Below are 14,366 nucleotides of genomic sequence, written 5' to 3'. Positions count from 1 at the left end.
GTTTCCCTTGCCGCTAGCCGTGGCGGCCCTCGAACAACCACAACGCATCAGAACAACAGGAGACGTCAATGAAAATGAAGACCCTCGCACACGCCTGTCTCGCGCTCGCGACCGCCGCGTTCACTGCCGGCGCCGCGCAGGCCGCGGATACCGTGAAGATCGGCTTCATCACCGACATGTCGGGGCTTTACGCGGACATCGACGGGCAGGGCGGCCTCGAGGCGATCCGCATGGCGGTCGCCGACTTCGGCGGCAAGGTGCTCGGCAAGCCGATCGAGGTCGTCTATGCCGATCACCAGAACAAGGCCGACATCGCCGCGTCGAAGGCGCGCGAATGGATGGACCGCGGCGGGCTCGACCTGCTGGTCGGCGGCACGAACTCGGCCACCGCGCTGTCGATGAACAGCGTCGCGGCCGAGAAGAAGAAGGTCTACATCAACATCGGCGCGGGCGCCGACACGCTGACCAACGAGCAGTGCACGCCGTACACGGTCCACTACGCATACGACACGATGGCGCTCGCGAAGGGCACCGGTTCGGCGGTCGTGAAGCAGGGCGGCAAGTCGTGGTTCTTCCTGACCGCCGACTACGCGTTCGGCAAGGCGCTCGAGAAGAACACGTCGGATGTCGTGAAGGCGAACGGCGGCCAGGTGCTCGGCACGGTGCGTCACCCGCTGTCCGCGTCGGATTTCTCGTCGTTCCTGCTGCAGGCGCAAGCGTCGAAGGCGCAGATCCTCGGTCTCGCAAACGCCGGCGGCGACACGATCAACGCGATCAAGGCCGCGAAGGAGTTCGGCATCACGAAATCGATGAAGCTTGCCGCGCTGCTGATGTTCATCGACGACGTGCACAGCCTCGGCCTCGAGACGACCCAGGGCCTGGTGCTGACCGACAGCTGGTACTGGAACCGCGACGCGGCATCGCGCCAGTGGGCGCAGCGCTACTTCGGCAAGATGAAGAAGATGCCGTCGAGCCTGCAGGCGGCCGACTACTCGTCGGTGACGACTTACCTGAAGGCCGTCCAGGCTGCCGGCACGACCGACTCCGACAAGGTGATGGCCGAGCTGAAGAAGATCAAGGTCAACGACTTCTACGCGAAGGGCTACATCCGCACGGACGGCAGCATGATCCACGACATGTACCTGATGGAAGTAAAGAAGCCGTCGGAATCGAAGGAGCCGTGGGACTACTACAAGGTGCTCGCGACGATTCCGGGCGAACAGGCGTTCACGACCAAGCAGGAATCGCGCTGCGCGCTGTGGAAGTAAGCGCGACGTAGCGGCGCGCGCGGGCGCGCCGCTCGGTGGCGGCTGCAGCGATGTGCCCGTTGCGCCGCCCGCGTGCGCAATGCAGAAAGGTTGCGCACGCAACGAAACTCATTCTGACGGTTGAGTCGATGGAAATCTTTGGCATTCCGTTGCCGGCGATGCTGAGCCAGTTGCTGCTCGGGCTCGTCAACGGCTCGTTCTACGCGATCCTGAGCCTCGGGCTCGCGGTGATCTTCGGGCTGCTCAACGTGATCAACTTCGCGCACGGCGCGCTGTTCATGCTGGGCGCGATGCTCGCGTGGATGGGCCTGTCGTACTTCGGGCTGCCGTACTGGGCAATGCTCGTGCTGGCACCGCTGCTCGTCGGCGCGTTCGGGATCGCGATCGAGCGCTCGATGCTGCGCTGGCTGTACAAGCTCGATCACCTGTACGGGCTGCTGCTCACGTTCGGCCTCACGCTGGTCGTCGAAGGCGTGTTCCGGTCGATCTACGGATCGTCCGGCCAGCCGTACGACGTGCCGTCGCAGCTTTCCGGCGCGACCAACCTCGGTTTCATGTTCCTGCCGAACTACCGCGCGTGGGTCGTCGTCGCGTCGCTCGCGGTGTGCCTCGCGACGTGGTTCGTGATCGAGAAGACGCGCCTGGGCGCCTACCTGCGCGCGGGCACCGAGAACCCGAAGCTCGTCGAGGCGTTCGGCGTGAACGTGCCGATGATGATCACGCTCACCTACGGCTTCGGCGTCGCGCTCGCCGCGTTCGCGGGCGTGCTGGCCGCGCCGGTGATCCAGGTGTCGCCGCTGATGGGCCAGCCGATGATCATCACCGTGTTCGCGGTGGTCGTGATCGGCGGGATGGGGTCGATCCTCGGCTCGATCGTCACGGGCCTGCTGCTCGGCGTGATCGAGGGCTTCACGCGCGTGTTCTATCCCGAAGCGTCTGCCACCGTCGTGTTCGTGATCATGGCGATCGTGCTGCTGTTCCGCCCGGCGGGCCTCTTCGGCAAGGAAAAATGATGCAGAGAAAAGTGCTCTACGGCGTGCTGCTCGCCACGCTGTTCGCCGCGCCGTTCATCGGCGCGTATCCGGTGTTCGTGATGAAGGTGCTGACGTTCGCGCTGTTCGCGGCCGCGTTCAACCTGCTGATCGGCTATACGGGGCTGCTGTCGTTCGGCCATGCGATGTTCCTCGCGACCGCCGGTTACGCGACCGGCTATTCGATGCAGACGCTCGGTTTCACGCCGGAGCTCGGCGTGCTCGTCGGCACCGTCGCCGCGACGCTGCTCGGGCTCGTCGTCGGGCTGTTCGCGATCCGCCGGCAGGGCATCTACTTCGCGATGATCACGCTCGCGTTCGCGCAGATGGTCTACTTCATCTACCTGCAGGCGCCGTTCACGCACGGCGAGGACGGCCTGCAGGGCGTGCCGCGCGGCCGCCTGTTCGGGGTGCTCGACCTGTCGAACGACGTCGCGCTGTACTACGTCGTGCTGGCGGTGGTGGTCGCCGCGTGCGCGTTCATCGTGCGGGTCGTCCATTCGCCGTTCGGCCAGGTGCTGGTCGCGATCAAGGAGAACGAGGCGCGTGCGATCTCGCTCGGCTACGACACCGACCGCTTCAAGCTGGTCGCGTTTATCCTGTCGGCCGGGATCGCGGGGCTGGCCGGCTCGCTGAAGGTGCTCGTGCTCGGCTTCGAGACGCTCTCCGATGCGTACTGGACGATGTCGGGCCTCGTCGTGCTGATGACGCTCGTCGGCGGGATGGGCACGCTGTTCGGGCCGCTGCTGGGCGCGGCGCTGATCGTCGCGCTGGAAGACCGCCTCGGCGACATCGGCGAATGGCTCGCGTCGACGACGGGCGTCGCGTGGTTCCATTCGCTCGGCGAATCGACGACGATCGTCACCGGGCTGATCTTCATCGCGTGCGTGCTCGCGTTCCGGCGCGGCATCGTCGGCGAGATGATCGCGCGGATCAAACCGCTCAGGGCGTCCTGAGCGCGTGCCGCGCGCGTCGCGGCACGTTGATGCGAAGCACCATCCGGCGCACTCCGGAAGGGCGTCGCAGCGGGCCCCGGCCGGTGCCGCGCGGCAGACTGGCGCCCCATTTTCGTGCGGCGATGCACCATAGGGGTAAATGCTAAGTTGTCGTGGTGCTTAAGCCTCTTTAAGATTCGTTCTAGTTCTGATGCACCGCGAAACGAATTTGCAGGTGGAGAACGAGGAGACAATCGAGGCACAAAGTGCCCGGACCCCAAAGCGCTGTTGGACGGAATCCAACAGCGCTTTTTCATTTGCGTGCACGGATTTCCATCAATGGTGCATGGGCCTGCGCAATTGCCGTATCCCGCGCTTGCATCCGCACCGCGCCGCTTCCGTGCTTCGCCGCATCCCCCGTTTTTCCTTTCCCGCCATCCGGTCGCAGACGGTGCGCAGTCATCTGCACGCTGTCCGGGCTTACCCGGTTGGCGTGCGCGAAACGCGTCCGTTACACTTGCCTTTCGCCGACCGCACGGTCGGGAAAATCGGTCGGCAGTTCTCCTACAAGCAGAATGCAGAAGAGGGAGTACGGTTGGATGAGCAGCGCAGGACGATGGATCGGGGCAGGAGGGGCGGCTGGCGCCGCTCGTTCGTCGTTGGGTGAGCATGGGTGCTTCCCGGCCTTTCCGAGCCGTCCTGCGGCCGGTACGTGCGTTCCTGCGCGATTCGCCGGCATGGCGCCTTCGCCGGTCGTTGCGTTCGCACCTGTCTCGGCATGAGCCGCCGCTTTTCCGATCTTGCGCCGCCAACGCGCGTGGCCGGGCCGAGCCAGGCCGGCGCACCTTCCGGCGATCGTTGCGCACGCATCGATCGCCCGCACGATCCCGCATTTCTTCGCCTTCTTCATCCTGACGACACTGCTGCTGCGCATCGTGGCGGTCGAACGAACGTGTCGGCTGCGATGCACACGCTTGCACGTGCGCCGCGCCGTCGGGACCCTGCCGCGGTGGCGGCGCTTCACGGGAAAACGAGCGTAGGCGCGTCAAGACGAGATAGTTAAATTATTAACTTGTTTGGGGAACGGGAGCCGCCCGAGCGACCCGCGGATTTTTCGAGCAGCGTTTGGAGACAACGTAAATGAAGATGAATCGATGGATGGAGGCCGTGCTTGCCGTGGGCCTCGTGTGCGCGGCGGCTACGGCGTCGGCGCAGGTGAAGATCGGCGTGACGCTGTCGGCCACGGGGCCGGCCGCCTCGCTCGGGATTCCGGAAAAGAACACGATCGCGCTGCTGCCGAAGGAAATCGCGGGCAAGAGCGTGCAGTACATCGTGCTCGACGACGCATCCGACACGAGCCGCGCGGTGCAGAACGTGCGCAAGCTGATCGACGAAGACCACGTCGATGCGATCATCGGCTCGTCGGTCACGCCGAACTCGCTCGCGATGCTCGACCCCGTGTCGCAGGGCAAGACGCCGACGATCTCGCTCGCGGCGAGCGCGCAGATCATCGCGCCGATGGACGCGAAGCGCGCGTGGATGTTCAAGGTGCCGCAGAACGACCAGTTGATGGCCGACGCGATCGCCGGCTACATGGCGAAGCACGGCGTGAAGACGGTCGGCTTCATCGGCTTCGCCGATGCGTACGGCGACAGCTGGTACAAGACGTTCAGCGCGGCCGCCGAGAAGAACGGCCTGAAGCTCGTGTCGAACGAGCGCTTCAACCGTACCGACGCGTCGGTGATGGGGCAGGTGCTGAAGCTATTGGGCTCGAATCCCGACGCGGTGCTGATCGCCGGCTCCGGCACGCCGGCGGCGCTGCCGGCCAAGACGCTGAAGGAGCGCGGCTACAAGGGCAAGGTGTACCAGACGCACGGCGTCGCGAACAACGACTTCCTGCGCGTGTGCGGCAAGGATTGCGAAGGCGAGATCCTGCCGGCCGGCCCGGTGCTCGTGACCGACCAGCTTCCGGATTCGAACCCGGTGAAGAAGGCGGCGCTCGGTTACAAGGCCGCGTATGAGAAGGCCTACGGCGCGGGCTCGCTGGCGACGTTCGGCGGCCATGCGTGGGATGCGGGGCTGCTGCTGCAGCGCGCGATTCCGGACGCGCTGAAGAAGGGCCAGCCGGGCACCGAGGCATTCCGCGAGGCGCTGCGCGCGTCGCTCGAAAGCGTGAAGGACCTGCCGGTGTCGCACGGCGTGATCAACATGACGGCGACCGATCACAACGGCTTCGATACGCGTGCGCGCGTGATGGTGCAGATCGTCGACGGCAAGTGGAAGTTGCAGGCCGAGTAAGCATCACGTGAAACCGGCGTGCGCGGCGCGAACGGCGCCGTGCATGCCGTTGGCAGGGCGCCGGGCCTGACGGGCCGCGCCCTGCCGCATGGAACCACCGGGGCCCGCCGCGTGGCGCCTGACGCGCCGATCTTGCCGTGCGTCCGCCCAGGCCGTTCCCGTCGCCGTTTCTCCGCAGCATTCTCGATACACGACACGTATGGATCTCTCGATTGCGGCGATCCTCGCGCAAGACGGCATCACGACCGGCGCCATTTATGCATTGCTGTCGCTGGCGCTCGTGCTGGTGTTTTCCGTCACGCGGGTGATCTTCATTCCCCAGGGCGAATTCGTCGCCTATGGTGCGCTGACGCTTGCGGCGTTGCAGGCGCAGAAATTCCCCGCCACCTGCTGGCTGCTGTTCGTGATGGGCGTCGCGTGCTTCCTGCTCGAAGTCGGCGGCCTGATCCGGCATCGCGAACGGCGTCATCAGCTCGGCCGTACGCTCGCGACGCTCGGCAGCCGCTACATCCTGCTGCCGCTCGCGGTGTTCGCGATCACGCGCAGTTTTGCCGCGCAGCCGATGCCGATGCTCGCGCAGATCGCGCTGACGCTCGCGATCGTCGTGCCGATGGGGCCGTTCGTCTACCGGCTCGTGTACCAGCCGATCGCCGAAGGCACGACGCTGCTGCTGCTGATCGTGTCGGTCGCCGTCCATTTCGCGATGGTCGGCCTCGGGCTCGTGATGTTCGGCGCGGAAGGCTCTCGCACCAACGGATTCTCGGATGCGTCGCTGTCGATCGGCAGCATGACGGTGTCGGTGCAGAGCATCCTGGTGGTCGTCACCGCGCTCGTGCTGATCGGTGCGCTCTACGTGTACTTCGGCCGCACGATCGCCGGCAAGGCGCTGCGTGCGACGTCGGTGAACCGGCTCGGCGCGCAGCTCGTCGGCATCGGCACGACCGAGGCAGGGCGGCTCGCGTTCACGTTCGCGGCGGGGCTCGGCGTGCTGTCCGGGATCCTCGTCGGCCCACTGACGACGATCTACTACGACTCGGGTTTCCTGATCGGCCTGAAGGGCTTCGTCGGCGCGATCATCGGCGGCCTCGTCAGCTATCCGCTCGCGGCCGCCGGCTCGCTGCTCGTCGGCGTGCTCGAATCGTATTCGTCGTTCTGGGCGAGCGCATACAAGGAGGTGATCGTGTTCACGCTGATCATTCCGGTGCTGCTGTGGCGGAGTTTCGTGACGCCGCACGCGGAAGAGGAAGAGGAGTGACGCGATGAAGACCATGGTACGCAACAAGACCTTCTGGGTGTTTCTCGTGGTGCTGTTCGCGCTGCCGGTGCTGCCCGGCGCGCTGCACGTGCCGGAGTACTGGATCACGCTGCTGAACTACATCGGCCTCTATGCGATCGTCGCGATCGGGCTCGTGCTGCTGACGGGCGTCGGCGGGATGACGAGCTTCGGGCAGGCCGCGTTCGTCGGCATCGGCGCGTATGCGACCGCGTTCCTGACGACGCGCTACGGCGTGTCGCCGTGGCTCGCGCTGATCGTCGGCGTCGTGCTGACGGCGCTCGTCGCGCTCGTGCTCGGCGCGGTCACGATGCGGCTTTCCGGGCATTTCCTGCCGCTCGGCACGATCGCGTGGGGCCTCGCGCTGTTCTACCTGTTCGGCAACCTCGAACTGCTCGGCAAGTACGACGGGATCAACGGGATTCCGGCGCTGAACCTGTTCGGCATCCAACTCGAAAGCGGCCGCAGCCTGTATTTCCTGATCTGGGCCGTCGTGCTGGCCGCGATCGTGTCGGTGCAGAACCTGCTGAACAGCCGGCCGGGCCGCGCGATCCGCGCGCTGCGCGGCGGCGGCGTGATGGCCGAGGCGATGGGCGTGAACACCGCGTGGATGCGCGTCGTGATCTTCGTCTACGCAGCCGTGCTCGCAGCCGTGTCGGGTTTTCTGTATGCGCACCTGCAGCGCGCGGTGAACCCGACCCCGTTCGGCCTGAACCACGGGATCGAATTCCTGTTCATGGCCGTGGTCGGCGGCGTGTCGCACGTGTGGGGCGCGGTGCTCGGCGCAGCGATCCTCACCGTGCTGCAGGACTACCTGCAGACGCTGCTGCCGAAGCTGCTCGGCTCGGAAGGCAACTTCGAGATCATCGTGTTCGGTGTGCTGATGGTGCTGCTGCTGCAGTACGCGCGCCAGGGCGTGTGGCCGTTCGTCGCGAGGCTGTTCCCGCGCGGGCCGCGCGCGCATGTGCCCGAGCACGCCGAGCCGTTGCCGCAGCGCGCGAAGCCCGCGGCCGGCGAGCCATTGCTGGTCGTCGACAATGCGCGCAAGGAGTTCGGCGGGCTCGTGGCCGTCAACGACGTCAGCTTCGACGTGAACGCGGGGCAGATCATCGGGCTGATCGGCCCGAACGGCGCCGGCAAGTCGACCACGTTCAACCTGGTGACGGGCGTACTGAAGCCGACGGGCGGCACGATCACGTTCCGCGGCGAGCGCATCGACGGGCTCACGTCGCGCCAGATCGTCCGCCGCGGCATCGGCCGCACGTTCCAGCACGTCAAGCTGCTGCCGGCAATGACGGTGCTCGAGAACGTCGCGATCGGCGCGCATCTGCGCGGCCATACGGGTGTCTGGCGCAGCGTCGCGCGGCTCAATGCACAGGAGGAAGCGCAGTTGCTGGCCGAAGCCGCGCGCCAGATCCGCCGCGTCGGGCTCGAGAAGCACATGTACGACGACGCGGGCAGCCTCGCGCTCGGCCAGCAGCGCATTCTTGAAATCGCGCGTGCGCTGTGCTGCGACCCGACGCTGCTGCTGCTCGACGAACCGGCCGCCGGGCTGCGTTACCAGGAGAAGCAGCAACTCGCCGACCTGCTGCGGCGGTTGAAGGCGGAAGGAATGAGCGTGTTGCTCGTGGAACATGACATGGACTTCGTGATGAACCTCACCGACCGGCTGGTGGTGATGGAATTCGGCACGCGGATCGCGGAAGGGCTGCCGCAGCACGTGCAGCAGGATCCGGCGGTGCTCGAAGCGTATCTGGGCGGGGTGGAGTGATGACGGACACGACGATGCCGATTCTCGAAGTCTGCGGGCTGGCTGTCCGGTACGGGAAGGTGGAGGCGCTGCACGGCGCGGCGATCAAGGTCGGGGCGGGGCAGATCGTCAGCGTGATCGGCCCGAACGGTGCCGGCAAATCGACGCTGCTGAACGCGATCATGGGCGCGCTGCCGGTGACCGGGCATGCGTCGGGCGCGGTCGTGTATCGCGGCAACGACGTCGGCGCGTTGCCGGTCGAGCAGCGTGTTGCGCGCGGGATGTGCCTCGTGCCGGAAAAGCGCGAGCTGTTCAGCACGATGACGGTCGAGGACAACCTCGTGCTGGGCGCGTATCGGCGCAAGCAGGCCGGTGAATCGAACTTCCTCGACCAGCTCGATCACGTGTTCACGCTGTTTCCGCGGCTGAAGGAGCGCCGCAAGCAGGCGGCCGGCACACTGTCAGGCGGCGAACGGCAGATGCTCGCGGTTGGTCGCGCACTGATGGGCAAGCCCGACCTGCTGATGCTCGACGAGCCGAGCCTGGGGCTCGCGCCGCTGATCGTGAAGGAGATCTTTCATATCATCAGCGCGTTGCGCGGGACGGGTGTTGCGACGCTGCTGATCGAGCAGAACGCACGGGCTGCGTTGCAGATCTCCGACTACGGCTATGTGCTGGAGACGGGCGAGTTTGCGCTGGAAGGGCCGGCGGCCGAACTTGCGCAGAATCCGCGCGTGATTGAGACGTACCTCGGGTTGGCGAAGAAGACGGCTTGATCGTTCGGGCGGTTGGCGGGAAGCGGGCGGCGTGTTTCACGTGAAACACGCCGTTTTTGTTTGTGGGGTCGGGGCGATGCCTGGTGCCTCGATGGATTAAGGGCAGGGGATAAGTGCAGGGAGAATAGTCGGAAGTTCTGTGCGGTGGCGGTGGATAAGGTGTCCACAGAGCGGGTGACCAACCTGCGTCTTGCTCGGTCGTCGACGGCAGCGTGCGCCACAGACTGGATTCCCGGCGCATGGAACTCTGCACAGGCTGGCGATGTGCCGAATCTCGGGGGATAAGTGTCGGGCGAACATCCGGAAAGTCTGTGAGGAGGCGGGGCGCAGAGTGCTGCGTCCCGGCTGTTGCGCCGACCACAGGTGTCGATTCTCGCCTGTTCCGCCGGCTATTTTCCCGGCGGTCGGTTTTTTTCACAGGCACAACGATGTGCGGCGACCCGGCCCGGAGCATTGCTGGAGCTGGCTCGACACCACGGATTCATCCATCCGGAGTCGAAAAGGCGATGAAATGAACGGACCCTACCATTCGGACGGTCTTCGGGTGAAAAGCGAACCCGCTATAATTCGGCCCATACATTTCTCTGATAGGTTCGTGCGCAGTCCTGCGTCCGGAATCCACCATGCTTTTTCCCACAGAATTTGACGTCATCGTCGTCGGTGGCGGTCACGCCGGCACGGAGGCCGCGCTGGCGTCCGCCCGTATGGGCGCGAAGACACTGCTGCTGACCCACAACATCGAAACGCTCGGGCAGATGAGCTGCAATCCGTCGATCGGCGGCATTGGCAAGGGCCATCTGGTCAAGGAAGTCGACGCACTGGGCGGCGCAATGGCCGCCGCGACGGACGAGAGCGGTATTCAGTTCCGGATCCTCAATTCGTCGAAGGGCCCGGCCGTGCGTGCGACGCGTGCGCAGGCTGACCGCATCCTGTACAAGGCCGCGATCCGCCACCGGCTCGAGAACCAGCCGAACCTGTGGCTGTTCCAGCAGGCCGTCGACGATCTGATGGTCGAAGGCGACCATGTGGTGGGCGCCGTCACGCAGATCGGCATCCGCTTCCGTGCGCGTGCAGTCGTGCTGACGGCCGGTACGTTCCTCGACGGCAAGATCCACGTCGGCCTGAACAACTACACGGGCGGTCGCGCGGGCGATCCGGCGGCCGTGTCGCTGTCGTCGCGCCTGAAGGAACTGAAGCTGCCGCAGGGCCGCCTGAAGACCGGTACGCCGCCGCGTATCGACGGCCGTACGATCGACTTCTCGAAGCTGGACGAGCAGCCGGGCGACCTCGATCCGGTCCCCGTGTTCTCGTTCCTGGGCCGCGCGGAGCAGCATCCGCAGCAGTTGCCGTGCTGGGTTACGCACACGAACGAGCGCACGCACGACATCATTCGCGGCGGTCTCGACCGTTCGCCTATGTATACAGGCGTGATCGAAGGTGTCGGGCCGCGCTATTGTCCGTCGATCGAGGACAAGATCCACCGGTTCGCATCGAAGGAATCGCACCAGATCTTCCTCGAGCCGGAAGGGCTGACGACCAACGAGTTCTATCCGAACGGGATCTCGACGAGCCTGCCGTTCGACGTCCAGCTCGAGCTCGTGCATTCGATGCGCGGCCTCGAGAACGCGCATATCCTGCGCCCCGGCTACGCGATCGAGTACGACTACTTCGACCCGCGCGCGCTGAAGGCGTCGCTCGAGACGAAGGCGATCAACGGGTTGTTCTTTGCGGGCCAGATCAACGGCACGACCGGCTATGAAGAAGCGGCCGCGCAAGGCCTGTTGGCCGGTCTCAATGCGGGCCGCTACGTGCAGGAGCAGGACGCATGGTGCCCGCGCCGCGACCAGGCATACCTTGGCGTGCTGGTCGACGATCTCGTGACGCGCGGAGTGGCCGAGCCGTACCGGATGTTCACGAGCCGCGCCGAGTATCGCCTGAGCCTGCGGGAAGACAACGCCGATATGCGCCTGACCGAGATCGGCCGTGAACTGGGGCTCGTCGACGACGTGCGCTGGGACGCATTCAGCCGGAAACGCGACGCTGTTTCACGTGAAACCGAACGCCTGAAGTCGACGTGGGTCACGCCGAAGACGCTGCCGCCGGAAGAGGCGACCGCGCTGCTCGGCAAGGCGATCGATCACGAATACAGCCTCGCCGAGCTGCTGCGCCGTCCGGGCGTCAGCTATGACGGCGTGTGCGGCCTGAAAGGCGGCGAATGCGGCCCGGCCGAGCCGCTGGCCGACGATCCGGTGCTGCTCGAGCAGATCAAGGAGCAGGTCGAGATCGGCATCAAGTATCAGGGCTATATCGAGCGCCAGGCATCCGAGATCGAACGCAACGACGCGAACGAGAACACGCGTTTGCCGGACGGTATCGATTACCGCGAAGTTCGCGGCCTGTCGTTCGAGGTGAGCCAGAAGCTCAACGAGTTCCGGCCGGAAACGATCGGGCAGGCATCACGCATTTCGGGCATCACGCCGGCAGCGATCTCGCTGCTGATGGTGCACCTGAAGCGCCGCGGTCTGGGCCGCCGTAATGGCACTGCCGCAGAGGCAGCGGAGCAGGGGGACGGCGCCGTCCCGACGCAACAATGACGGCGCGTCGCGCGCCGGCGGTTAATCGGGACGTACTGGAACGGATGCTCGTCGACGGCACGATGGCGCTCGACCTCGCGCTGACGGATGCACAACGCAACCAGTTGCTCGACTATGTCGCGCTGCTCGGCAAGTGGAACGCGGTCTACAACCTGACCGCGATCCGCGACCCGAAGCAGATGCTGATTCAGCACATTCTCGATTCGCTTTCCATCGTCCCGCATCTGCGTGGCCGCGCGTCGGCCCGTGTGCTCGACGTCGGCTCGGGCGGCGGGTTGCCCGGTATCGTGCTGGCGATCGTCGAGCCGGATTGGCACGTCACGCTGAACGATATCGTGCAGAAGAAGTCTGCATTCCAGACGCAGATGCGCGCGGAGCTGAAGCTCGCGAACCTGTCGGTGGTCACCGGCCGGGTTGAATCGCTGCAGCCGGGCGTCGAAGTGCCGGAAAAATTCGACATGATCGTATCCCGCGCCTTCGCTGATCTGTCCGACTTCGTTAAACTTGCTCGACATCTGGTCGCGCCGGGCGGATCGATCTGGGCAATGAAGGGCGTACATCCGGATGACGAGATTGCACGGTTGCCGGAAGGCAGCCGCGTGAAGCAGACGATGCGGCTGGCGGTGCCGATGCTCGATGCCGAAAGGCATCTGATCGAAGTGGCCGTCGACGAGGCGAATTGAAGGCGCGCGGTTGCGCCGTTTGTTTGAAGGTAAAGGGAACACACCAACGATGGCAAAGATCTTCTGCGTTGCGAACCAGAAGGGGGGCGTCGGCAAGACGACGACATCGGTCAATCTCGCCGCAAGTCTTGCCGCGCAGGAGCAACGAGTCCTGTTGATCGATCTCGACCCGCAGGGCAACGCGACGATGGGCAGCGGGATCGACAAGGCCGCGTGCGAAGCGACCGTGTACGAGGTGCTGGTCGACGGCGTGTCGGTGACCGACGCACGCGTGCGTCCGGAAGGCGTCACCTACGACGTGCTGCCCGCGAACCGCGAGCTGTCCGGTGCCGAGATCGAACTGATCAGCATCGACAACCGCGAGCGCCGGCTGAAGGCCGCGCTCGAGCACGTGGCCGACGACTACGACTTCGTGCTGATCGATTGCCCGCCGACGCTGTCGCTGCTGACGCTGAACGGGCTGTGCGCGGCGCATGGCGTCGTGATCCCGATGCAATGCGAGTACTTCGCCCTGGAGGGGTTGTCGGACCTCGTCAATACGATCAAGCAGGTTCACGCGAACATGAACCGCGACCTGAAGATCATCGGCTTGCTGCGCGTGATGTTCGATCCGCGCATCACGCTGCAGCAGCAAGTTTCCGATCAACTGAAAGCGCACTTCGGCGACAAGGTGTTCGACGTGGTGATTCCGCGTAACGTGCGCCTGGCGGAAGCGCCGAGTTACGGGCTGCCGGGCGTCGTGTTCGACCGCAGCTCGCGCGGTGCGCAAGCGTATCTCCAGTTCGGTGCCGAGATGATCGAACGCGTCCGCGCGTTCGAGGTGTCGTGATCCGGACATGAGCGAAGCGAGGAAGAAAGACATGAGTGCGGTACCAAAGAAGAAGGGCTTGGGACGTGGCCTCGAAGCGCTGCTCGGCGGCAGCGCCGATATCACCGAAGCGGTGAAGATCGAAGGGGCGCCGAACACGCTCGCGCTTGGCAAGCTGCAGGCCGGCAAGTACCAGCCGCGGACGCGGATGGACGAAGGCAGCCTGCAGGAGCTCGCGGCGAGCATCCGCGCGCAGGGCGTGATGCAGCCGATCCTGGTACGGCCTATTTCATCAGACAAATACGAGATCATCGCGGGCGAGCGGCGTTTCCGCGCGGCGCGCCTGGCCGGCCTCGACGAAGTGCCGGTGCTCGTGAAGGATGTGTCCGATCAGGCTGCCGCCGCGATGGCGCTGATCGAGAACATCCAGCGCGAGGATCTGAACCCGCTTGAAGAGGCGCATGGCATCCAGCGCCTGCTCGACGAGTTCGGTTTCACGCACGAACAGGCGGCCGAATCGGTCGGCCGTTCGCGCAGTGCGGTGTCGAACCTGCTGCGCCTGCTGAACCTCGCATCGCCGGTGCAGACGATGCTGTTGGCCGGCGATCTCGACATGGGGCACGCGCGCGCGCTGCTCGCCGTCGACGCGGCCACGCAGATCACGCTCGCCCATCAGGTCGTCAACAAGCGCATGTCGGTGCGCGAGACCGAAAAGCTTGTTGCGCACACGACGAAGGAAGCGCCGGCCGTGAAGGCGCGCGCAAAGGACGACGGCGGCCGCGACACGCGCCGTCTCGAGGAGGAGTTGTCCGACCTGCTCGCGTCGACGGTGAAGATCAAGCTCGGCCGCCGCGGGCGAGGGCAGGTGATGATCGACTTCGGCAACCTCGATGCACTCGAGGGCATTCTTGTGCGGCTGCGCGGCAACGTAGCGACCGAAGAGTAACGAG

12 protein-coding genes are annotated in these 14,366 nt (G+C 65.4%); all 12 read left to right on the top strand.

Features of this window, described 5'->3' with window-relative positions:
- Positions 1-68: 68 nt before the first annotated feature.
- The 12 genes from JYG32_RS14190 (at position 69) to JYG32_RS14135 (ending at position 14,362) form a co-directional block, all read left to right on the top strand.
- Positions 69-1,268, top strand: a complete 1,200-nt coding sequence (locus JYG32_RS14190; RefSeq protein WP_174380331.1) for an ABC transporter substrate-binding protein — start codon at positions 69-71, stop codon at positions 1,266-1,268.
- A gap of 128 nt (positions 1,269-1,396) precedes the next feature.
- A complete protein-coding gene (locus JYG32_RS14185; RefSeq protein ID WP_174380332.1) occupies positions 1,397-2,281 on the top strand; it encodes a branched-chain amino acid ABC transporter permease in 885 nt (294 codons plus the stop codon).
- Positions 2,281-3,255, top strand: coding sequence for a branched-chain amino acid ABC transporter permease (locus tag JYG32_RS14180; RefSeq protein WP_213263879.1), 975 nt, complete (start codon positions 2,281-2,283; stop codon positions 3,253-3,255). Before JYG32_RS14185 ends, JYG32_RS14180 begins: the two co-directional genes overlap by 1 nt.
- Before the next feature lie 214 nt (positions 3,256-3,469).
- Complete coding sequence (locus JYG32_RS14175; protein ID WP_213263878.1) at positions 3,470-3,901, top strand: hypothetical protein; 432 nt, start codon at positions 3,470-3,472, stop codon at positions 3,899-3,901.
- Between the two features lie 473 nt (positions 3,902-4,374).
- Positions 4,375-5,532 carry an ABC transporter substrate-binding protein gene (locus JYG32_RS14170; RefSeq protein ID WP_174380334.1) on the top strand — a complete coding sequence of 386 codons (1,158 nt, stop codon included), beginning with the start codon at positions 4,375-4,377 and terminating at the stop codon, positions 5,530-5,532.
- 199 nt (positions 5,533-5,731) lie between these two features.
- Complete coding sequence (locus tag JYG32_RS14165) at positions 5,732-6,787, top strand: branched-chain amino acid ABC transporter permease (RefSeq protein ID WP_174380335.1); 1,056 nt, start codon at positions 5,732-5,734, stop codon at positions 6,785-6,787.
- 4 nt (positions 6,788-6,791) lie between these two features.
- Positions 6,792-8,576 (top strand): branched-chain amino acid ABC transporter ATP-binding protein/permease, encoded by a 1,785-nt coding sequence (locus tag JYG32_RS14160; protein WP_213263877.1) that lies wholly within the window; start codon positions 6,792-6,794, stop codon positions 8,574-8,576.
- Positions 8,576-9,331 (top strand): ABC transporter ATP-binding protein, encoded by a 756-nt coding sequence (locus JYG32_RS14155; RefSeq protein ID WP_213263876.1) that lies wholly within the window; start codon positions 8,576-8,578, stop codon positions 9,329-9,331. The genes JYG32_RS14160 and JYG32_RS14155 overlap by 1 nt, the downstream gene beginning before the upstream one ends.
- A gap of 623 nt (positions 9,332-9,954) precedes the next feature.
- Complete coding sequence (mnmG, locus tag JYG32_RS14150) at positions 9,955-11,925, top strand: tRNA uridine-5-carboxymethylaminomethyl(34) synthesis enzyme MnmG (protein ID WP_213263875.1); 1,971 nt, start codon at positions 9,955-9,957, stop codon at positions 11,923-11,925.
- Complete coding sequence (gene rsmG, locus JYG32_RS14145; protein WP_213263874.1) at positions 11,922-12,608, top strand: 16S rRNA (guanine(527)-N(7))-methyltransferase RsmG; 687 nt, start codon at positions 11,922-11,924, stop codon at positions 12,606-12,608. The genes mnmG and rsmG overlap by 4 nt, the downstream gene beginning before the upstream one ends.
- 49 nt (positions 12,609-12,657) lie before the next feature.
- Complete coding sequence (locus JYG32_RS14140) at positions 12,658-13,437, top strand: ParA family protein (RefSeq protein ID WP_174380340.1); 780 nt, start codon at positions 12,658-12,660, stop codon at positions 13,435-13,437.
- Positions 13,438-13,468: 31 nt separating this feature from the next.
- A complete protein-coding gene (locus JYG32_RS14135; RefSeq protein WP_174380341.1) occupies positions 13,469-14,362 on the top strand; it encodes a ParB/RepB/Spo0J family partition protein in 894 nt (297 codons plus the stop codon).
- Positions 14,363-14,366: the final 4 nt, after the last annotated feature.

This window comes from Burkholderia pyrrocinia, from assembly GCF_018417535.1.
GTDB lineage: Bacteria > Pseudomonadota > Gammaproteobacteria > Burkholderiales > Burkholderiaceae > Burkholderia > Burkholderia pyrrocinia_E.
The sequence above is the reverse complement of the archived record's forward strand: the minus strand, read 5'-3'. Positions and strand labels throughout refer to the sequence as shown.